Here is a 20,981-nt window from a genome sequence, read left to right on the forward strand (position 1 = left end):
TTTACCCAAAACTTATTGTTATTTTATTGGTTTGCATAAAACGATGATTCCAGCGATACCCAGAAAATTCCGGTTCTTTCCGTTCCTCATCAGTTTATTAATTACACTGGCGATAGGTTTTGTAGCTGTACTTTTTGCTCGGCCCGAAATCACAGGCTGGTACAATACGCTTAAAAAGCCATTTTTTAACCCGCCGCTCTGGCTTTCTGCACCGGTTTGGACAATGCTTTACATCATGATAGCCATAGCAGCCTACCTGGTTTGGAAACACCGCAGCCGCAAACCGGCCTTTAAAATCACCCGGGCAATTTATTTTGTGCAGTTGTTTTTAAATTTTTTGTGGTGGGTCATGTTTTTTGCTTTACACCAGTTATTGGGTGCTATGATGGTTATTGTATTGTTGTGGATAGGTATTGTTTTTAATATTAACTGGTTTGGTAAATATAGTAGGGTTGCCGGGCGGCTGCTTTGGCCCTATTTGCTATGGGTAAGTTTTATAGCTGTGCTTAACGCGAGTATTTATTTACTAAACAGATAGCACAAAAAAACACTATTTTTATTGCGTACATTTTATTTTATGGTTTTTAACAGATGAAAAAATTATTGTTTTTATTGTGCCTTATTGCAACTACACACAGCTTTGTTTTTGCCGATACAATTGCCATAAATCATTTTGTAGTTAAAGAAAACCCTTTCGGGGTTGACCAGGTGGCTGTTATTGCCACAGATTCGGCCGGGGTAACCCAGGAGAACGTAAACGGCCTGTTCACATTTATCATGAACGGTTTTGAGTACCAGTTGAAGTTTGAAAAGGGGGTTGCCTTTTACAGGCAAAAGATAGACCGCTCTACCTTTTTATATGCCAAGCATATTAACGAAAGCGGTACACATGGCATACTCTACTATATTTATAAACACGATAGCAAATTAAGCCCGTTCCACATCAGTATTATGTTTTTGATAGCTATACCGCTAATTTTAATATTGCTGGCCTATATGTTTAAGCGGTTCATTATTATAGCGGTTATCATATTCTGCATATTCCTGTATTTTAACTACCACAATGGTTTAAGTATGCACACTTTTTTTGAAAGTGCTATAGATGGTTTGAAGGGGCTATTTTAGCCGGGAGAGCTTGATGCTAATTCAGTAATTCAAAATTAAAAAGGCAATCCTATACCAAAATTCAGTTGCATAAAATTATACGTATCGCCTCCATTGTTGCTTGCATAAGCGGTTTTAAATGACCTGCTGTGGAAAAGCTCATTTGAGTGTTTTATCAGTACCCACTGTTCGGCTCCGCTAAACTGCGGATCCTTAAATTTAAACGCTGCATCAAGCCTGAAAACAAAGAAACTCAAATCGAACCGTAAACCGGTACCAATACCAATAGCTGTTGATTGTAAAATATTATCGAACCTGAATTCACCATTTGGACTTTCTGCTTTTTTGCCCAGCCTCCAAACGTTACCGGCATCTATAAAAACAGCCCCTTTTAATTTTGCGCCAAAAAAGTTATCTGCCAGTTTATAACGGTATTCGGCATTGGCTACTATTTTTATTTCGCCAAACTGATCAAGATATTTTAGGCGGGCAAGGGATGTTGGGTCACCTGCATAAGCGGTTCCCCGGTTAAACTGACCCGGGCCAAGTGTTCGGGGTAACCACGCACGCATATCATTTGCGCCACCGGTGTAAAAGTTTTTTTCAAATATCAGCTCGTTACTATTGCCATAAGGTATACCAATGCCGGGATTAAAACGAAATACAAATTGTCGCTCGCCCCCCAGGGTTCGGTAAATGCGAAAGTCGGCTTCGGTTTTGGTATATTGAGAAAAGGTATATCCTAAAATTTGGCGCTGCCCAAGCGAATCCCTTGGTGTATTAAGGGTATTGCCCAGCAAGCTCAGGAAATTACCGCCTATATCCAAACTTCCACGGAAATACTCGAAATTTTTATAAGAGTTTAATTCAAGTGCATTATACTGAAATGTATACTGGCTGCCGGTTGTAAATACAGTTCGGCCAATTAGTTTTACGTAGGCAAACTTACCATGTGCCAATAAGGTATCACGCGCAGCAGGATTAATTACCCCCTTTGAAAATTCGATATTTATGGGTGTAACAGTATGTAGCTTGCGCCCGGTTTCATAAAAATCATAACTTATAGAGTTTACAAAGCTTTGCCGTGTTACCAGGTCTTTTTGGTAAAACAATGAATAGTTTGTGGAGAATGTGGTATGCGGCACACCGTATTTACCCATTAAAGGAAAATGAAAAGGTGATACGATACGCGGATATATTAAATTTATCCCTGCCCTGAATTCCTGGTTCTGGATATCGGCATTATTTGTAGTGTTTGTGCCGTTGTCAAATAAAATGCTCCAGTTAAGTTTTACCTGTAATATGGCTGCCTGCATAAACAGGTTTCGATTTGTAAAAGTATTGCCTATGTTGTATCCATACCGCCCATTGGCAAACAAAAACTCACCTTCTACCCGGTCTGAGTAATGTTTAAGCGGGATAATATCTATTTTGGTATTTAAGCGGTGGGTGCTATCGCCAAGTTTTTCATAAGTAGGGTTGGGTACATTTCTAAAAACATTTAACTCCGATAGGCGGGTAGTGGTAAGGGTTTGTTTATCAATATCATATATTTGCCCCTTTTTTTGATAGGTATAATCAATAACCACCCTTGGTTTAAAACGTTTAGAAAAATCAACAAACCTAAATTGCGAATCAACCTGTATTGTATCGGCCTTGCCCGGTGTTCTGCCACTACTGGCGGATATGGTTATGAGTGTATTGTTAATTTTGTAAACCGGGTGCTCTGTTTTACCGGCCGGGTTATCAATTAGCATTTTAATATCGACTACACTGCTGTTAAAGGTGGAGTCGTAATTAAAATTGATGTATTGCCTGTAAAAATCAAAATAGCCATTGCGTTTCATGAGCAGGTACAGTTCGTCACGGTCATGTGCAAGGCTATCGGTATCAAAACGGGCGCCGGGTTGTATGTGCGATATTTTGTTGCGGTTTGCTATGTAAATATTCTTGATGTTTTTATCGGGAATGCTGTCTTCAATTTTACGGATGTGGAACATTGGGCCTTCATGCGCGGTAAAAATCAACTCGGCCCGCTGTTTTTTTATCACAATGCTATCGGTGATCCTGGCTTTTAAATACCCACGGTTCTGGATGAATTTTTCCATCTGGAAACGCGAATATTCAACTAAGTTACTATCCAGTATGGCAGGGGCCTCACCAATATTTCGTTTACCATTATTGCTAAACCAGTAATAAAATTGAAGATTGAGTTTATTGTTGGGCTGTTGCTCTTTATCAACATAGTTTACAGCAACTTCTGCAAATTCCTTATCAATGCCTTTTATGGTAATTTTGCGCACTAAAGCCTGATCTTTGCGGATGCCACGGGTAACGCTGCAACCCGCGCCGATAATGAGCAGCAAAATACTTAATATTGTAAGGCGGTAACCAGCAGGTTTTATATATGCTTTCAAAATCACAAATCAGTTTATTAACATCCTTACAACATAAAAAATTTCGCAGGGAACATGGTTTTTTCCTGGTTGAGGGCTATAAATCAGTAATTGAATTTACAAGCTCAGGTTACCAGGTAGATACCATATACCATACCCCTTCAATTGCTCCAAAAATGCTGAATTTATCCCGAAAAATAAACTTTCAGGAGATTTCAATGAAGGATATAGAAAAAATAAGCACTTTGAAAACGCCGCAGGAGGTAATTGGTTTGATAAAAATACCAATATGGGCAACATTAAATTATAATAGCCTCAAACAAAAGTTTTCATTGGTGCTTGATAACATACAGGACCCCGGCAACATGGGCACCATTATACGCACCGCCGATTGGTTTGGCATTACCGATATTGTATGCAGCGAAGATACGGTTGATGTTTATAACCCTAAAGTGGTACAAGCCACTATGGGTTCCCTGGCGCGTGTAAATGTGCATTATGTAAGTCTGGAGACGGTTTTACCACAGATAGGGTTGCCCATATTTGGGGCAATGCTGGATGGGGAGAATGTTTATAACAGCAATTTTGGCACCGAAGGATTGCTGGTGATGGGTAACGAGGGTAACGGCATAAGCCCAGCCATTGAGCGGCTGATTACCACAAAAATAACCATCCCAAGGGCCGGAAAAGCCGAATCATTGAACGTTGCTATAGCTACAGCCATACTATGTTCTGAAATAAAAAGAAATTCAATGAAATAAATATTGGCTACCATTAAATTAATTACTATTTTTGCAATCCTTAAAAACAGGGTCGGGTGGCCGAGTGGCTAGGCAGAGGTCTGCAAAACCTTTTACAGCGGTTCGAATCCGCTCCCGACCTCAAGGGTATTAAAAAAATTAAAATAACAACACCATGGGCGTTACACGTTTAAAAAGAAAAGATAGAAAAAACAAAACTACTTCACGTTTAGAAGTACAGTTTTTGAAGCTGGCTACCAACCTTGAGTACGGAAGCCGTTCTGCTGAGTCAAAACACAGCCAGATAGCAAAAAACAATGCCGTTTTGGCAATTGCTGCAGGTAAATAATTCTATCTGTTAAGAGCGCAGGCGCTCAAAAGATCTTATAAATCCTGCTGGTTTCAGAAACCGGTGGGATTTTTTTGTTGGTATATTTTTCTGAACCGGAATTCATCGAATTAAAGAATTTTTGAATTTCTTTCTGCAGTTTGTGTTTTTCACAAACCACAAATGTGAAGTGTTATTCTGAATTTTTAGAATTCTGTTAATTCATAAATTCGATGAATTCCGGTTCAGACAATTAATTGCCAAGAAGTTTCTTATTTATCCTCCCTATCAGCCCCGGTCCTTCATAAATAAACCCGGTATATAGTTGCACCAGCGATGCCCCTGCATTTAATTTCTCCATTGCATCACCGGCAGAGTGGATTCCACCTACACCAATGATAGGGAACGAGCCTTTTGATTTTTTGAAAATATAGCTGATCACCTCAGTTGAGCGCTTAGTAAGCGGCTTACCGCTTAAACCACCCATCTCTGATTTTAAACTATCCGCAGCAGTTAAATTTTCACGACTGATAGTGGTATTGGTAGCTATAATGCCCGCAATGCCGGTTTGCTGTACAATATCAACAATGTCGTCCAGTTGTGAGTTGGTAAGGTCTGGTGCAATTTTTAACAGTATGGGGCGGCTGATGCCGTTTTTTGAATTGCGTTGCTGCAGGGTGTTCAATAATTGCATCAGCGGTTCTTTTTCCTGCAGTTCGCGCAGACCGGGCGTATTGGGCGAGCTTACGTTCACCACAAAATAATCAACCACATCAAACAGGCGATCGAAACATTTGATGTAATCGCTAACGGCATCTTCATTAGGTGTTACCTTGTTTTTGCCGATGTTGCCGCCAATGATCAGGCTTTTTTGTGCTCCTTTGGCATTTTTGCGGAAGGTGGCTATTCTTTCGGCAGCAACATCAACGCCGAAGTTGTTAAAGCCCATTCGGTTAATCAGCGCGCCATCTGATGGCAGGCGGAACATGCGCGGCTGCGGATTGCCGGGCTGGGGCAGGGGGGTAACGGTACCTATCTCCACAAAGCCAAAACCGATGTTGGCCATTTCGCCCATCAGTTCGGCATTTTTATCAAAGCCGGCTGCCAGGCCAACAGGATTTTTAAATTTTAGGCCGAAGACCTCTTTTTCTAAACGCCGGTCGTTTACATCCCATATAGCCCTGCTTAAAGCGGCGCCACCCGGAAAACGGTTAAAGCGCTTTAAATTGCGGGTTACAAAATAATGTACTTTTTCGGGATCGAACAGGAAAAGGATGGGTTTTAATAAAAAATACATGGTGCGAAGTTAGCAATTACTGATACGTGTGTAAACCAGAATTTGATGAAAAACAAGCCTGCGATAATATTAATCATTCAAAAGCTTGTATAAAATTTAACAAAGTATAAAAAAGCCGGGTAAATCTGTAAATTCGGAAATCAAAATCGATCTATAAAATCATTTATGAACAATATGTTTAAACGCAACCGACGCAATTTTCTAAAAACAGCATCAGTAGGTACCATAGCCGCCATGGGGCTGCCTCAAATAGTTTCAGCAGCGTTAGCTACCGAAAAACCATCAACAAAAATTAGCTTCAATACAGGTGATGTGATTCTTTTCCAGGGCGATTCCATTACCGACTGGGGCCGTGATCATAATACTACCGAATTTAATACAACCAGCTCCTTAGGATCGGGTTATGCGCTTATCACAGCATCGCAGCTATTGCTTAACCATGCTGACAAGAATCTTAAAATTTATAACAAAGGTATCAGCGGCAATAAGGTATATCAACTGGCCGAGCGCTGGGATACCGATTGCCTGGCCATTAAACCCAATGTGCTGAGCATCCATATTGGCGTAAATGATTTTTGGCATACACTCACCAGCGGTTACACCGGCACAATTGATACTTACATAGCCGATTATAAAAAACTGCTCGATCGTACCAAAGCGGCCCTGCCGGATATTAAACTGGTGATCTGCGAGCCATTTGCCCAAAAGGGCGTAAAGGCTGTTGACGAAAAATGGTACCCGGCGTTTGATTTGTATCGCAAGGCGGCCAAAGATATTGCCCAGCAGTATGGTGCCGTTTTTGTACCCTACCAGGCCGCATTTGACAAAGCCGAAACCATTGCCCCCGCCACCTACTGGAACCGCGACGGTGTACACCCCAGCGTAGCCGGCGAAGCCCTTATGGCGCAAACATGGCTTAAAGCGGTGGGAGTATAATTTGAGGTGAAAGGATAAATTTGAGGTGAAAGGCAAAAGGTGAAAGGCAAAAGGTAAGAGTGTCATTGTCTAAAATATAATGATAAAACGATGTGAGCTTTTGTGTCTTTGGTAGGTTTTCTTCCTATCAACATGCAACCTTTAACCTTTCGCCTTTTGCCTTTCACCTAAACTTCCCCCTTTTACCTAAATTTCACGTCAAATCCGTATCTTTGCGCCCAAATGATTGCTATAAATAACCTTACGTTTGAGATTGGTGCGCGGGCCCTTTACGATGAAGCCAACTGGCATATAAAACCCGGTGAAAAAATTGGTTTAATAGGTGCCAACGGAACCGGGAAAACTACCCTCTTAAAAATTATTGTAGGCGACTATAAACCTACATCGGGCACCATATCAATGGCGAAGGACCTTACCATGGGTTACCTTAACCAGGATTTGCTGTCATACTCATCTGATAAAAATATTGTGCATGTGGCTATGGAGGCTTTTGAGCGCCAAAACCAATTGCATGATGAGATAGAAGTGCTGCTTAAAAAATTGGAAACCGACTATACCGAAGACCTTTTGCACAAGCTTAGCGATAAGCAGCATGAGTTTGAACTGCTTGACGGTTATAATATTGAATACAAAGCACACGAAATTTTAGCGGGTTTGGGATTCAACGAGGCTGATTGCCAGCGTAAGCTAAGCACCTTCTCGGGAGGGTGGCGTATGCGTGTAATGCTGGCCAAAATCCTGTTACAGGCGCCCGATATTTTACTGCTGGATGAGCCTACCAACCACCTTGATTTACCTTCTATCCAATGGCTGGAAGATTATTTGAAAGCTTTTAACGGCGCCATCATCATCGTATCTCACGATAGGTGGTTTTTGGATAAGGTGATTAACCGCACAGTTGAATCGCGTAAAGGGAAACTTACCGTTTATGCGGGTAACTATACTTTTTACCTGGAAGAAAAAGCCCAGCGCGAAGAAATTCAGCGCGGTGAGTTTAAAAACCAGCAATCAAAAATAAAACAGGAAGAGCGTTTGATCGAGCGTTTCCGTGCCAAGGCCTCTAAAGCAAAAATGGCGCAGTCGCGTATTAAAATGCTTGATAAAATGGAGCGCGTGGATGATGTGGATGATGATAACCCATCGGTTAACTTCGCTTTCCGTTTCTCCAAACAATCGGGCAGGCACGTAGTAACGTTAGAGGATATTGTTAAAAAGTATCCCGCAATTGATATTCTTGATGGCGGCGAGGCAGTAATTGAAAAAGGCGACAAAATAGCACTGATTGGTGCCAACGGTAAGGGTAAATCAACCTTGCTGCGCATCATTGCCAATGCCGATCATGACTATACAGGCAAGGTAACCACCGGGCACAACGTTAGTACCACATTTTTTGCCCAGCACCAGCTGGAGTCGTTACACCTGGAGAACCAGATACTGCAGGAACTACAGGCATTTGCACCAAAGCATACCGATACCGAGCTGCGTACCATATTAGGTTCGTTTTTGTTTACCGGTGACGATGTGTTTAAAAAGATAAAGGTACTATCGGGGGGCGAAAAATCACGTGTGGCTTTAGCTAAGGCGCTTACCGCCGATGCTAACTTCCTGGTGCTGGATGAGCCTACCAATCACCTGGATATGCAATCTGTAAATATACTGATCCAGGCTTTGGAGCAGTATGAGGGTACTTTCATTGTAGTATCTCACGATAGGTATTTCCTTGATAATGTAGCCAACAAGATCTGGTTCATTGAGGATCAAAAGATAAAAATTTATCCCGGTACTTATGCCGAGTTCGACGAGTGGTTTTCAAAACGCAAGTTGGAACCCAAGGCTGCGGCTCCTGCACCTCAACCTAAAAAGGAAGAGAAAAAGCCTGAGCAGGTTAAACAGCAGCAAAGTGAAAACAAGCACCAGCAGCTAAAGAAACTGAACCAGGACCTGGCCAAAATGGAAGAGCAGATTGCCGCGCTTGATAAAACAGTGAAAGAGCTGGAAGCCAAGCTGGCCGATACCAAAATTTATAACGACAGCCAAAAGCTAAAAGAAACCAATACTGCCTATAACCAAAAACAAGCCGAGCTGAAGCAGATCCAACAAAAATGGGAAACTTTGGCCGAGCAGATTTTGGAGCTGGAAGCTTAAACGCTTTTACACTTTTGTCATGCTGAACGATAGTGAAGCATCTATTATACGTCATGCATTTTCAATATGCAAAGTTCACGAATAGATCCTTCGCGATGCTCAGGATGACAAAAGTTATCATAACTAACCAAAAATTATGAAACCCGTCATTGCGACGTACGAAGCAATCCCCAACTTTACAGGGCAACCTTGCAAGGCCGCTTTGCATATCGGCGATTGCTTCGTGCCTCGCAATGACGTTTTTGAAAATAAAAATTTTGTCATCCTGAACGCAGTGAAGGATCTGTTATTCGCGATGCTTCTTCGCCCTGTACAGTCAGCGAATAGATCCTTCACTGCGTTCAGGATGACAAACCTTTCAAAACGTCATTTACCCTTAAACATCTCCCGAAACTTTATCTCTTGCAACCTCGCGTTGTTAATACTATTTCTACTTGTCTTCTTCTCCCTCAAGACTTTTGCCCAAACACCTTACGATAATAACGTTTACAACCCCGCCATAAAAAGCGTTGAGTTTAACAATACCGATAAGCAAAACGCGTACCCGGTAATCAATCTTGGCGCTGATGATAAAGTGCTGTTGGCTTTTGATGATCTGCGTGGCGGTAGTCGTAATTACTATTATACCATTGAGCATTGTGATACCAAATGGAACTCATCTAACTTATCGCCGGCCGAGTACCTGCAAAGTTTCCAGGACGACCGTTTGTATAATTACAGCTATTCAACAGGTACGTTCCAAAAATATACCCATTATGAGCAGCTGATCCCTAATAATAACATCGCTCCTAAAATATCAGGAAACTATATCCTGAAGGTTTATGAAGATGGTGATCAATCAAAAATGGTGCTCACCCGGCGCTTATATGTGGTGGGTAAAAAGGTTTCCATAGCTGCCAATGTAATTGCATCGCCTAATACGCAAACGCGGCAAATCAACCAGAAATTAAACTTTACGGTTGATTACGGAAGTTTGCAGGTTCAAAGTCCATCCCGGGAGATCCGTGCATTGGTAATGCAGAACGCGCGTACCTCCACCGGTATTTTAAATACCGAGCCAACAAATATCCGCGGTACATCATTAATCTATAACGATGTGGCCATTAACGATTTCTCCGGCCGTAATGAATTCAGGCTATTTGATATGCGAACCTTGAAACTTAACTCGCAACGTGTGGCTAAAATTTATAAGGATACGGCAAATATCGTAGTGCTATTGGGCGACCCCATTCGCGATAATCTCGACTATGTATTGTACTATGATAACAACGGCAAATTCTTTATCCTGAACCAGGATGGCCGCGACCCACGTACCGATGCCGATTACGCACATGTATATTTCAGTCTTGCTGCCAATAAATTGGGAAGTGAAGGCACACCATACATTGTTGGCATGTTTAACGATTACAAGCTTGACGAGCAGAGTAAGCTTATCCGCGATGAAAATGGCCGGTATTATATCAACCTGTTGTTAAAGCAGGGCGTATATGATTATGAATATGTTTGGGTTGATAAAAATGGCAAGGCCGATGATGTTCCCCTTGAAGGCAGTCACTTTGAAACCGAGAACGATTACCAGCTATTGGTTTACTACCGCCCGCCCGCAGCCCGCTGGGACGAACTGGTAGGATTTAGTATGGTGAATACGGTGAAAAAGTAGTAATCAAAAAAGAAAAGAATAGGAGGGAAGACGTTTTAAAAGATTTGTCATCCTGAACGGAGTGAAGGATCTATTCGCAGACAGTACAGGGCGAAGAAGCATGGCGGAAAGTAGATCCTTCACTCCGTTCAGGATGACAAAAGAATTTTTTTAGTAAAACGTTATTCCGAAATAAATTCGGCACTACATTGGGTTAATATTATATTATTTCTAATTTAGTGTCTAAATTACATTTAATCCCAATTAACCTATTATGCATCCTATAAAGTCAATTGCCCAAGCTGTAACATCATACGGCTTGCTGCTTCTCGCCCTGTTTTTTTGTGCAGATAGTTTTGCCCAGCAAAGCCGTCAAACGCTCGACTTTGATAAGGGCTGGCGCTTTAATTTAGGCGATGTGCCTCATGCCGAAAAGCCTGGCATGAGTGATGCCAAATGGCGTTCGCTAAATTTACCGCATGACTGGAGCATTGAGGGGAAATTCAGCAAAGATAACCCAGCTACTCCCGAAGGTGGCGCATTGCCGGGCGGTATAGGCTGGTATCGTAAAACATTTACAGTGCCGCCTTCATCAAAAGGGAAATTGATTTATATAGATTTTGACGGCGTTTACCAGAAGAGCGATGTTTGGGTTAACGGGCACCACCTTGGTTTCAGGCCAAATGGTTATATCTCTTTCAGGTATGAGCTTACTCCTTATTTAAACTTTGGCGGGAATAACGTTATCGCTGTAAAAGTTGATAACTCTGTTCAGCCAAATTCCCGCTGGTATTCGGGTTCGGGCATTTACAGGAATGTGTGGTTGGTAACTACCAATAAAGTAGCAATTGACCATTGGGGTACTTATGTAACTACAACCGATGTAAGCAACGCATCGGCCAAAGTTAATTTAAAGGTGCAGGTTAAAAACGCCGCATCCTCACCGGTTACAGTAAAAACTACGCTATATGATGCTGCAGGTAAAGTGATTGCTGCAGAGGCATCTATTCCATCAAAAAAACAATTAAAAGATACTGTATTTGAAACAAACAGCGTGTTTAATGTTAAAAACCCGGTATTATGGAGTGTTGAAAAGCCTTACTTATACAAAGCGGTTACGCAGGTGCTTTCGGGTAAAACGGTAATTGACGAATATACCACTCCCTTAGGTATCCGCTATTTTAACTTTGATGTGGATAAAGGTTTTAGCCTGAACGGCAAACCAATGAAAATTTTAGGCGTTTGTGATCACCATGACCTGGGCAGCCTTGGCGCAGCTATAAATACCCGTGCGTTGGAACGCCAGCTGCAGATTTTAAAAGGCATGGGTTGTAACGGCATCCGTACCTCGCATAACCCGCCAGCTCCGGAGCTGCTTGATCTTTGCGATAAAATGGGTTTTATTGTAATGGATGAGGCTTTTGATACCTGGGAATGGGAAAAAGCAAAGTACGATTATCACCTGTTTTTCAAACAGTGGCACAAACGCGACCTGGAAGATCAAATCCTGCGCGATAGAAATCACCCCAGCGTAATGATTTGGAGTATTGGTAACGAAATAGGGCAGCAAAGCGATACTTCGGCTTTAAGGATTGCGCCGCAGCTTACAGCTATTGTTCATAGTTTAGATACTACGCGACCTATAACCGCCGCCAATAATAACCCGGATACAAAAAACAAGATCATAGCATCAGGCGCGATTGATTTGGTTGGTTATAATTACCATGAGGGAGAGTATGCCGGTTTTCATGACAGGTATCCCGGTAAAAAATTCATCGCTACAGAAACTACATCCGGCCTGGAAACCCGGGGCTTTTATGAAATGCCATCGGATAGCATCCGTGTATGGCCCGAAAAATGGGATAAGCCATTTGAAAGGGAAGGTAATAACGTATCGGCCTATGATAATGTGCGACCACCATGGGGATCGACTCACGAGATGACCTGGAAGGTAATGAAAAAGCATGATTTCCTTTCGGGGATGTTCATCTGGACAGGGTTTGACTATTTAGGTGAGCCTACCCCATATAGCTGGCCATCGCGCAGCTCGTATTTTGGTATTGTTGACCTGGCGGGTTTCCCCAAGGATGTGTATTACATGTACCAAAGCGAGTGGACTAACAAAACTGTATTGCACATTTTCCCGCACTGGAACTGGACACCTGGTAAAATGATTGATGTTTGGGCATATTACAATAATGCAGATGAAGTAGAACTTTTCCTGAACGGCAAATCATTAGGCACTAAAAAGAAAACCGGGGACGATTTGCACATCATGTGGCGCGTAAAATATGAGCCGGGTACATTAAAGGCAGTATCGCGCAAAAATGGCAAGGAGGTTTTAACCCGCCTGATCCATACCGCAGGCGAACCGGCAAAAATCGAGCTATCAGCCGATCGTAAACTGATTAAGGCCGACGGCAAAGATCTTTCATTCATTACCGTAAAAATCCTGGACAAAGATGGTAATGTGGTACCTGATGCCGAAAACCTGGTCGACTTTAAAATAACCGGACCAGCCTTTATTGCCAGCGTTGATAACGGCGATCCGGTAAGTCATGATTCATTTAAAGTATCGTATCGTAAAGCGTTCCATGGCCTGGCTTTGGCTATTGTTCAGGCTAAGGAAAAGGCAGGTGCGGTTACGTTTACAGCGACATCAAAGGGTTTGCCAAACGCTACGATTACTTTAAAATCTAATTAAGACGTACATTGTCATAAGTGGTAAAATTCAGTGCCCTCGGGGTATTATTAAGTTAAGATATTTTTCACGCAAAGACGCAGAGACGCAAAGAGTATGGATGAAAATGAACTATCCAAAGTAATCGTTAATACAGCTTTTGAAATTCATTATCAACTTGGCCCAGGTCTTTTGGAGTCTGTTTATGAGGAAATATTGTTTTTTGAACTGCTTAGTAAAAATCTTAAAGTAGAAAGACAAAAAGCTATACCGGTATTTTGGAAAGGAATAAAAATGGATGTTGGCTTTAGAGCCGATTTGATTGTTGAAGGCAAAGTTATTGTGGAATTAAAATCAATTGCGTCTATAGCTACCGTTCATTCCAAACAAGTGTTAACTTATTTAAAATTATCAGGCTGTAAACTTGGAGTTTTAATAAACTTCAACGAGTCTTTTATTAAAGACGGGCTAACACGAATAGTTAACAATCTTTAAGGCTTTGCGTCTTAGCGTCTTTGCGTGAAATTATTTTATGCTATTTTTCTTAAAGGGTTTGAAACTACGGTTTCAGGCCCTTTTGTTTTTCAGGAATTTATTGGGCAGATAAAACAATTAGTTGATTTACTCCTTGATTTGGATACACCTTATTTCCTGCCTGTATGCCGGTTAAAGAATACCCTTTTTATCTTAAGAGCACCGTTATTATGTTCGGGCTCATTTTATTGGTCTATATATTTTCACAGCTGGCCGATGTTTTTGTACCGATAGCGTTCTCGTTGTTTATTGCTATTTTATTAAACCCCGTTTGCAATTGGCTGGAAATTAAAAAGGTACCCAAAGTATTGGCTATCTCTATTACCTTGCTTTTGGCATCCGTCGCCATTGCCGGGTTATTTTATTTTCTATCTACCCAAATTATCCAGTTTGGCGATTCGCTCCCCATGCTGAAACAAAAGTTTGCAGCAATATCCGTTGATGCTAAAGATTGGGTAGCAACCACCTTTGGTTATTCTGTACAAAAGCAGAATCAATTAATTAAAGAGGCAATGGATAATAGCCATTCGCTGTTGGGCAGTACTTTAGGTTCGGTAATTGGCATCTTTGGGTTGATATTGATTGTTCCTGTGTATGTTTTCCTGGTACTGTATTATAAAACCTTACTGCTCAACTTTTTTTTCGAAGTGTTTTCAGAGGAGAACTCCAGGCGCGTGGCCGATGTATTGCACGAAACCAAAGCGGCAATCCAAAGCTACATTATAGGTTTGCTGATAGAGATGATGATTGTGGCAGCGCTGAATTCGCTGGCGCTTATCCTGCTTGGCGTAAAATATGGGATATTGATTGGGGTGATAGGCGCCATCCTTAACCTGGTGCCTTATTTAGGCGGTATTATTGCCATTGCCCTGCCAGTGTTGATGGCTACTGTTACCAAAGATGGCTATACAACGCAATTGGGGGTGATAGTGGCTTACCTTGTTATCCAGTTTATTGATAACAATATCCTGGTGCCACGTATTGTATCATCCAAGGTGCAAATCAACGCGCTCATGTCCATCATCGTTGTATTATTAGGCAATATGTTATGGGGGCTATCTGGTATGTTCCTTTCCATCCCGTTCATAGCCGTACTCAAGATCATTTTCGACCGGATTGACGGTCTTAAGCCCTGGGGTAAACTTTTAGGCGACACCGTACCTACCCGGCATAAAGGCGAGATTTGGGGCAGAAGGAAGAAGGTGGTTCTTCCGGTAGAGTAATTCAAAATTCAAAATTCAAAATTCAAAATTCAAAATTCAAAAAGGGGACGCGGGCAATTAGTTTGGCGGAATTCTCTATAAAAGTCAAAAGTCAAAACCGCATGGCAATTTTGACTTTTGACTTTTTAATTTTGACTTTTTTAATGATTAGCTCCGTTTTCGCCTTTATTTAAAGTTCCGTTGATATACAATACCTGGTTTACTTTTTTAGGATCGCCCTGGTATACCCACACAATATTGTTGATATAAGTTTTAAAGGCGTCGTTTACCTGCTCGGTTGTTAGTTTTTTAACATCGTCAACCAGGGTTAATGAGCGTTTCCAGTTGTTGAACAGCACCTCGTTTGATGCTATTGACGATGCCTGGGCGCTGTTGGTTTCGTTTTTGTAATAAAAACCTGTAAGGTAGGTTATCTTCATGTTGGCAACCTCTTCGGGTTTAAAGCCCTCGGTTTTTACCTTATCAACCAGTTTATCAAATACCGCTATGTATTTATCGGGCTGTGTAGTTGATACCGAAAACCTGGCTGTTGATGTTTGCCCTACGCTAAACCAGGCCTGTGGCGCATAGGATAAACCATTGTTGGTACGTATATCCAAAAAGTGACGGTTGGCAAATATCCTCATCGCTACGTTGAACGCATCAAAATCCTGGTTGCCGGGGATAGGGCCGCTGGTTACGCCTTCCACATAATTTGTAGCCAGGTCGCGCGACTCTACATTAATACTGTTTTTATAAACCCTGAACGATGATTTTTTAAATTCAAACGCCGTGCCTTTTTTTACACCATCAAGCATAGCTTTTACTTTCGCCTCAATGGTAGCCTGATCAAGATCAGCAACTACAACAATTACTAAACGCGATTTGGTGAAGATGGATGAGTAATAGGCTTTTGTTTCTTCGGGAGTTAATTTAGTAATAATATCAACCGTACCGGCAGGGTCCTTGGCATAATCACGGTTAGCGAAAGCTGTTTTGTCGGCAAATTTATCAATAGCCACATCAGGTCTCGAATCCATGCTTTTTATTTGGTTAATAGCATCCTGCTTAATACGGGTAAACTCTTTAACATCAAAGCGGGGCTGGGTCATGGCCTCAACGTATAAAGGCCATACAGCGTCCAGGTCGCTTTTAATACAGTTCATGCGTACTACCGAATAATTTTTATTGCTGTAACCATAAACGGTAGCACTTACTTTATCCAATAAATCCTTAAAGCTGTTTTTGTCGTGCTTAATGGTTCCGCACTCGGTAAGTGCATTCATGGCCATCGATTCGATCCCCATTTTGTCCGCCCTGTAATTTTGTACGCCGCCTTTTATAATGGTTTGTATCTCCACAATGTCGTTTCCGCTTGGTTGCACAATTACCTTTACGCCATCAACGGTGGTTTCATAAGCGGCTTTTTGTGCCTGCACTGTTTTTATATTTCCTATCGCCGCTGCAATCAGCAGGGTGAATACATATTTCTTCATCATGATAAGATGTTTTAAAATTACTTAGCTACAAAAAATGAAGCTACATTTAATTGTTTACTTAAAGCAGGTGCTATGATTATACCTGCGGCGTATGGCTTACCTATAATATAAGTATCCACAAATTTTTTGATATCAGCGCGGGTTACTTTCTGGTAATTACTGTCAAGATCGGTACCATAATTAAGCGAGGTACTGCACCATTGGTAGCTCAGCTGGCTGGCCAGCGATGACGGTTTTTCTTTACGATGGATGCTGTTTCTTAATAAAATAGCCTGGGCATCTTTTAGCTGTTCATCGGTATAGTAATCAGCTTTGCTCCATTGGCTTACCTGGTTTATTACCTCATCATAGCATTCCTTCAGCTTGGTGGGATTAGGCTCGATACCCATATCAATAGGGCCAACGTATTTGCTGGTGGTATAGCTTACATAAACGCTGCTTGCCAGGCCTTTATCAACCAGGGCCTGTTGTAGTTTTGATGAATTTAAACCCAAAATGGTACTAAATACATCCGCAGCCACAGTAGATGCCGAATCTGTTAAATATGAAGGGCCCTGCCATGAGAGTTGTATAGATGGTGTTTGCGCTATGGTGCTTTCCTTTATAAAGTATTCGCTTTTGGTTAAAGGCTTAAAGGGCGGGATAGGGTATTTTTCATGCGGATTGAAACCACTGCTGGCCCAGTCGCCAAATAACTTCTCGGCCATGGCAAAGGCTGTTTCATGTTTTACGTCGCCGCAAATAGTAAGCAAGCTGTTGTTGGGGAAGTAATATTTGTCTTTGATGATCATCATCTTTTCGGGTGTAGCGGTATTGATCACTTCATGGATCCCGATTGGATTTTTACGGGTGATGAGATCGCCCCAAAGTTTTTGCTGGATGCCATACCACAGCTGAAAACCCGGGTCGCTTTCAGCACGCTGAAACTCGCCATCAACAACCGGGCGTTCCTTTTTCATATCCTCCTCACGGTAGATGGGGAAACGGATGGCGGCGTTCATGAATTTTAAACCGGCATTAAGGCTGTCCCTGTCGAAAGTGAAAAAATAGTTTACACGCTCTACATCGGTAGTGCCATTCCAGATGGCGCCCAATTCCTGGGTGCGTTTTAAAAATGCTTCCTGGTTAGGGTAATCCTTATTGGCTTTAAAAAACATGTGCTCAAAAAGGTGAGAGAGGCCGCTAAATTCCGGGCCTTCGGTATAGGCGCCATTTTTTACAGCAATTTCTATGGTGGCCAGGGGCACCTTGCTGTTTTCAATAACAACTACTTCCAGTCCGTTTGGAAGCTTTTTCCAAAAGTAACCTTCCGGTAAGCGGGGTTGGGCAATCGCTATGCAAAAGCTGAACACCCCAATAACACTAAGTGCTAAAGTTTTAATAAGATTTCGGGTCATATATTTCATAATGTTTTAGACACTATAAATATATTGGTATAAATTATGAAAAGGAAAAATTTATCCCTTTTTAACTTAATTTTTAGTTAGAGCGATAGATATAAATGGATAAAAATAGATATAATTAATACAAATATATTTTACATGCCCGATTTGATACTATTATAGGGCACACCAAGGTCGTCAATAGAGTATTGGGTAAGTACACTATCTTTTATAGTAATATAGTCGCCCCGGTCGGTAACAAACCATTTTTCAACCCCATCCTTTTTAACTACAGTTGGGATAGTTGCCGAAACTACCTTGCCGGTTGTATCGAGCTCAAGGATATAATACTCCTTTTTGGGGTCGGTTAAATCCCTGAAGGGAATGATAACGGTATGGTTATTATCATCAATAAAGTGCCCATAAAAGTTTTGATCTTTTAGCTCCTTGGGATGAAAGCCGATAAGTTTTTTAGCTGTTTGTGCAGATACCCCGGTTATTTTTAAGCGCACAATGTTGCCTTCGGTATCTTTCAGGGTATCCTGCATGGTAGTAACCTGTGCACCGGGATATTTGGCGACGGCATAAAAGTTATTTGAACCCGTATTTTTATCGCTATGGCCGGGTAGTAAATAACAAAGCTGCAGGTTGGGCAACGCGGTGCTATCTGATCTTATTTTCCCGGCGATGCTAAGCAACTGGGCCTGGGTTAAGCGTGCTTTGATATTAACAATAACTTTACTGGCAGTATCAGATTTTGTTACCCTGGATATGGTGTAGTATGGTACGTCTTTTTTAGTGCAGCCACAGGCAAGCAGGAGTATGGAAGTATATAGAAAGATGTTTTTCATAGCAGTCAAAGATAAACACGATTTTTCACTCATTGTTTATTTTTTAGGTGTTTAAGAAGCTACGTCGCTTAAGAATTTTGCAGGATTTAGAGGATTTTGCCTGCAAAGTACGAGGAAAAGTTGAATGTTATGTTGATTTTCTTTAAATTATAACTAATTGATAATCAAACATAAAGGTGTTCCGCTTTGTGTTTTGTGAAAGCTTAAAGTGTTGACTGTCAGTGCAAATAGTGTTCCACCCGTTCCGGTGCGTTTCACCGTTCCGATGGAACACTTGTGGCTCATTATCTTGTTGTTTTCAGTGCTAAATTATCCCGTAAAGCGCTCCGCCTTTTTCGCCCATTTTGTCAACTGATTTTTCAACTTCCGGGTCCCGTTCCAATACAGGGGCATGGTGAGGCTTAATGCGGGCATCAATAATAAGCGGACCGGTACAGCCCCAGTGTTTATGCTCGGTAAAGCTGCCTATGCCATAAATATCGTGCGATGGGTTGCTGCGGGTAAACGTTACCCAAACAAAGTTGCTGATGTTTTGGGCAGCGAAAGCAGCATCGTCACATAATACTATTAATGGCAAGCCATTTAGCTCTTCTTCCTCTTCTTTCAGTCGGTACTCTATAATGCTGATGATGTTGTCGATATCCTTATGGTTCACATGTTTGGGCACTTCAACCATCAGCACACCAGGCATAGCCATTTTGTAGTTGTTTACCGGCTTAGGCAGATCGAACCAGGATGGCAATGCTGTCCACAGCTCACGTTTGATGTCGCCGGCAACGGTAATGGCTACCTTACTGCCGGTGTTGAGTCCATCTCCGCTATAGTCAAGGGTGTCGATAGTGGTACGGGTATAAAAGTGGAGGTCGCGCGTAAGGTCTACGCGTTGCAGCATGTGCAGCAGGAATGCTTCGATATTGTTTACATCCAGTGACGGGTCATCTTCCTGGGCTGCAATCAGCAGGTATTTGGCCAGGCTCAACTGGCTTTTGCCCAATATGTGATTGGCAATGGTCAGTATCTCCTGCGGTTTACGCTCTTTAATGTAGGGTGTATAACGCTCGCTGCCGATAGCAAATAACAACGGGTGTACGCCTGCCGCGTCCACCGCGTTAACGGCATGCAGGCCCGGAATTTCCTTGGGGATGGCTGCACCGCTGATCTCATGGATGAGCGCCCCAAAACTGGTATCCTCCTGTGGCGGGCGGCCAACCACCGTGAACGACCAAATGGCATCCTTACGATGATATACGTTATGAACCTTTAATAAAGGGAAAGGGTGCTTTAAGCTGTAATAACCCAAATGATCGCCAAAAGGGCCTTCGGGCTTGTTTTCAAGCGGCATTACTGTGCCGGTGATCACAAAGTCGGCATCCGAAGAAATACAGAACCCTTCCTCATCATAAAAATAACGGAAACGGCGGTTACCCAGGGCTCCGGCAAAGGTCATCTCTGATAAGCCTTCGGGCAGGGGCATCACCGCAGCAACAGGGTGCGAGGGCGGACCGCCTACAAATATGCTCACCTTTAATGGTAGCCCTTTGGCGTTTGCTTTGGTTTGGTGTACGCCAATGCCGCGGTGCAGCTGGTAGTGCAGGCCTATCTCTTCATTCAAAATATAATCGTTACCGGCCAGCTGGATGCGGTACATGCCCAGGTTGGCATTCATGATGCCCGGCTTATCGGCGTCCTCAGTGTACACTTGCGGCATGGTCACAAAGGGGCCGCCATCCATGGGCCAGTTCACAATCTGCGGGATATCGCTGATCTTACATTTACCGAACGTTACCGGGGCATTGCTGCTACCTTTCATGGGCAGGGCCGATAGGGCTGTAAGCGCTACATTTGCATATTTAAAAGGCTGTTTTATAGCTTTAAGCGGGTCGTTTTTGATTTCGACAAGGGTTTTGATCTTATCCAGCGTATCTCGGAAAATAAATTTCGAACGCTCCAGGGTACCAAACAGATTGGATACCGCGGGGAACCTGCTGCCTTTAACCTGCTCGAAAAGTATGGCTGGCCCCTGGTTTTCAAATACCCGGAGGTGTATGGCTGCCATTTGAAGGTAAGGGTCAACCTCCTCCTTAATCCGTACCAAATGACCATGCTTTTCCAGGTCGGCAATACAAGCCTGTAAACTTTTATAACCCATTCCGCAAAAGTAGTTCATTGGTTTATTAGTTCATCGGTTCATTAGTGGAAATTGTTTATCAGTTTGCTTTGGTAAGCTTAATTAAAATGTAGCCCATTT

At 42.3% G+C, this 20,981-nt stretch carries 16 protein-coding genes and 1 tRNA gene; 11 read left to right on the forward strand and 6 right to left on the reverse strand.

Going from position 1 to position 20,981, the window contains the following annotated elements; translation table 11 throughout:
- The first annotated feature begins 43 nt into the window (after positions 1-43).
- On the forward strand, positions 44-538 hold the full coding sequence (locus tag AC1DQW_RS03215; RefSeq protein ID WP_477452826.1) for a TspO/MBR family protein: 495 nt from the start codon (positions 44-46) through the stop codon (positions 536-538).
- Positions 539-591: 53 nt separating this feature from the next.
- Positions 592-1,125, forward strand: coding sequence for a hypothetical protein (locus AC1DQW_RS03220; protein ID WP_477452827.1), 534 nt, complete (start codon positions 592-594; stop codon positions 1,123-1,125).
- A gap of 35 nt (positions 1,126-1,160) precedes the next feature.
- Here AC1DQW_RS03220 and tamL read toward each other — a convergent pair whose 3' ends face one another.
- Positions 1,161-3,521, reverse strand: a complete 2,361-nt coding sequence (gene tamL, locus AC1DQW_RS03225) for a translocation and assembly module lipoprotein TamL (RefSeq protein ID WP_477452828.1) — start codon at positions 3,519-3,521, stop codon at positions 1,161-1,163.
- On the opposite strand from tamL, the gene AC1DQW_RS03230 reads away from it, so the two are divergent.
- The 3 genes from AC1DQW_RS03230 (at position 3,512) to AC1DQW_RS03240 (ending at position 4,589) form a co-directional block, all read left to right on the forward strand.
- The gene (locus AC1DQW_RS03230; protein WP_477452829.1) at positions 3,512-4,261 is read left to right on the forward strand and encodes a TrmH family RNA methyltransferase; all 750 of its coding nucleotides are present in this window, start codon (positions 3,512-3,514) and stop codon (positions 4,259-4,261) included. The two genes, tamL and AC1DQW_RS03230, sit on opposite strands and share 10 nt — an antisense overlap.
- Positions 4,262-4,311: 50 nt before the next feature.
- Positions 4,312-4,382: transfer RNA gene (locus tag AC1DQW_RS03235), tRNA-Cys, on the forward strand.
- 33 nt (positions 4,383-4,415) lie between these two features.
- Positions 4,416-4,589 (forward strand): spore protein, encoded by a 174-nt coding sequence (locus AC1DQW_RS03240; RefSeq protein ID WP_477402690.1) that lies wholly within the window; start codon positions 4,416-4,418, stop codon positions 4,587-4,589.
- Positions 4,590-4,821: 232 nt separating this feature from the next.
- On the opposite strand, the gene AC1DQW_RS03245 is transcribed toward AC1DQW_RS03240, so the two are convergent.
- A complete protein-coding gene (locus AC1DQW_RS03245) occupies positions 4,822-5,865 on the reverse strand; it encodes a quinone-dependent dihydroorotate dehydrogenase (RefSeq protein ID WP_477452830.1) in 1,044 nt (347 codons plus the stop codon).
- A gap of 174 nt (positions 5,866-6,039) precedes the next feature.
- Between AC1DQW_RS03245 and AC1DQW_RS03250 the strand changes: the two genes are divergently transcribed.
- The 6 genes from AC1DQW_RS03250 (at position 6,040) to AC1DQW_RS03275 (ending at position 15,022) form a co-directional block, all read left to right on the forward strand.
- The gene (locus AC1DQW_RS03250) at positions 6,040-6,801 is read left to right on the forward strand and encodes an SGNH/GDSL hydrolase family protein (protein WP_477452831.1); all 762 of its coding nucleotides are present in this window, start codon (positions 6,040-6,042) and stop codon (positions 6,799-6,801) included.
- 222 nt (positions 6,802-7,023) lie between these two features.
- On the forward strand, positions 7,024-8,946 hold the full coding sequence (gene abc-f, locus AC1DQW_RS03255; RefSeq protein ID WP_477452832.1) for a ribosomal protection-like ABC-F family protein: 1,923 nt from the start codon (positions 7,024-7,026) through the stop codon (positions 8,944-8,946).
- A gap of 136 nt (positions 8,947-9,082) precedes the next feature.
- Positions 9,083-10,606: a type IX secretion system plug protein gene (locus AC1DQW_RS03260; RefSeq protein WP_477452833.1), complete on the forward strand. Its 1,524-nt coding sequence runs from the start codon at positions 9,083-9,085 to the stop codon at positions 10,604-10,606.
- Positions 10,607-10,859: 253 nt separating this feature from the next.
- A complete protein-coding gene (gene galB / locus AC1DQW_RS03265; RefSeq protein ID WP_477452834.1) occupies positions 10,860-13,289 on the forward strand; it encodes a beta-galactosidase GalB in 2,430 nt (809 codons plus the stop codon).
- A 93-nt stretch (positions 13,290-13,382) separates the two neighbouring features.
- Positions 13,383-13,760 carry a GxxExxY protein gene (locus AC1DQW_RS03270; RefSeq protein ID WP_477452835.1) on the forward strand — a complete coding sequence of 126 codons (378 nt, stop codon included), beginning with the start codon at positions 13,383-13,385 and terminating at the stop codon, positions 13,758-13,760.
- A 209-nt stretch (positions 13,761-13,969) separates the two neighbouring features.
- Complete coding sequence (locus AC1DQW_RS03275; RefSeq protein WP_477452836.1) at positions 13,970-15,022, forward strand: AI-2E family transporter; 1,053 nt, start codon at positions 13,970-13,972, stop codon at positions 15,020-15,022.
- A 140-nt stretch (positions 15,023-15,162) separates the two neighbouring features.
- Here AC1DQW_RS03275 and AC1DQW_RS03280 read toward each other — a convergent pair whose 3' ends face one another.
- The 4 genes from AC1DQW_RS03280 to AC1DQW_RS03295 all read right to left on the reverse strand — a co-directional run bounded on the left by AC1DQW_RS03280 (position 15,163) and on the right by AC1DQW_RS03295 (position 20,882).
- On the reverse strand, positions 15,163-16,500 hold the full coding sequence (locus AC1DQW_RS03280) for a M16 family metallopeptidase (RefSeq protein ID WP_477452837.1): 1,338 nt from the start codon (positions 16,498-16,500) through the stop codon (positions 15,163-15,165).
- A 17-nt stretch (positions 16,501-16,517) separates the two neighbouring features.
- Positions 16,518-17,897, reverse strand: coding sequence for a M16 family metallopeptidase (locus tag AC1DQW_RS03285; RefSeq protein WP_477452838.1), 1,380 nt, complete (start codon positions 17,895-17,897; stop codon positions 16,518-16,520).
- 140 nt (positions 17,898-18,037) lie between these two features.
- Positions 18,038-18,733 (reverse strand): hypothetical protein, encoded by a 696-nt coding sequence (locus AC1DQW_RS03290; protein ID WP_477452839.1) that lies wholly within the window; start codon positions 18,731-18,733, stop codon positions 18,038-18,040.
- Positions 18,734-19,037: 304 nt separating this feature from the next.
- Positions 19,038-20,882 (reverse strand): UbiD family decarboxylase, encoded by a 1,845-nt coding sequence (locus tag AC1DQW_RS03295; protein WP_477452924.1) that lies wholly within the window; start codon positions 20,880-20,882, stop codon positions 19,038-19,040.
- Positions 20,883-20,981: the final 99 nt, after the last annotated feature.

This window comes from Mucilaginibacter sp. P5_A4, assembly GCF_056400605.1.

What these genes read in the sequence shown, in the direction of transcription:
- AC1DQW_RS03215 (WP_477452826.1), top strand. Translation starts at nt 44, where the DNA reads ATGATTCCAGCGATACCCAGAAAATTCCGGTTCTTTCCGTTCCTCATC.
- AC1DQW_RS03220 (WP_477452827.1), top strand. Translation starts at nt 592, where the DNA reads ATGAAAAAATTATTGTTTTTATTGTGCCTTATTGCAACTACACACAGC.
- AC1DQW_RS03230 (WP_477452829.1), top strand. Translation starts at nt 3,512, where the DNA reads ATGCTTTCAAAATCACAAATCAGTTTATTAACATCCTTACAACATAAA.
- AC1DQW_RS03240 (WP_477402690.1), top strand. Translation starts at nt 4,416, where the DNA reads ATGGGCGTTACACGTTTAAAAAGAAAAGATAGAAAAAACAAAACTACT.
- AC1DQW_RS03245 (WP_477452830.1), bottom strand. Translation starts at nt 5,865, where the DNA reads ATGTATTTTTTATTAAAACCCATCCTTTTCCTGTTCGATCCCGAAAAA.
- AC1DQW_RS03250 (WP_477452831.1), top strand. Translation starts at nt 6,040, where the DNA reads ATGTTTAAACGCAACCGACGCAATTTTCTAAAAACAGCATCAGTAGGT.
- abc-f (WP_477452832.1), top strand. Translation starts at nt 7,024, where the DNA reads ATGATTGCTATAAATAACCTTACGTTTGAGATTGGTGCGCGGGCCCTT.
- AC1DQW_RS03260 (WP_477452833.1), top strand. Translation starts at nt 9,083, where the DNA reads ATGAAACCCGTCATTGCGACGTACGAAGCAATCCCCAACTTTACAGGG.
- galB (WP_477452834.1), top strand. Translation starts at nt 10,860, where the DNA reads ATGCATCCTATAAAGTCAATTGCCCAAGCTGTAACATCATACGGCTTG.
- AC1DQW_RS03270 (WP_477452835.1), top strand. Translation starts at nt 13,383, where the DNA reads ATGGATGAAAATGAACTATCCAAAGTAATCGTTAATACAGCTTTTGAA.
- AC1DQW_RS03275 (WP_477452836.1), top strand. Translation starts at nt 13,970, where the DNA reads ATGTTCGGGCTCATTTTATTGGTCTATATATTTTCACAGCTGGCCGAT.
- AC1DQW_RS03280 (WP_477452837.1), bottom strand. Translation starts at nt 16,500, where the DNA reads ATGATGAAGAAATATGTATTCACCCTGCTGATTGCAGCGGCGATAGGA.
- AC1DQW_RS03285 (WP_477452838.1), bottom strand. Translation starts at nt 17,897, where the DNA reads ATGACCCGAAATCTTATTAAAACTTTAGCACTTAGTGTTATTGGGGTG.
- AC1DQW_RS03290 (WP_477452839.1), bottom strand. Translation starts at nt 18,733, where the DNA reads ATGAAAAACATCTTTCTATATACTTCCATACTCCTGCTTGCCTGTGGC.
- AC1DQW_RS03295 (WP_477452924.1), bottom strand. Translation starts at nt 20,882, where the DNA reads ATGGGTTATAAAAGTTTACAGGCTTGTATTGCCGACCTGGAAAAGCAT.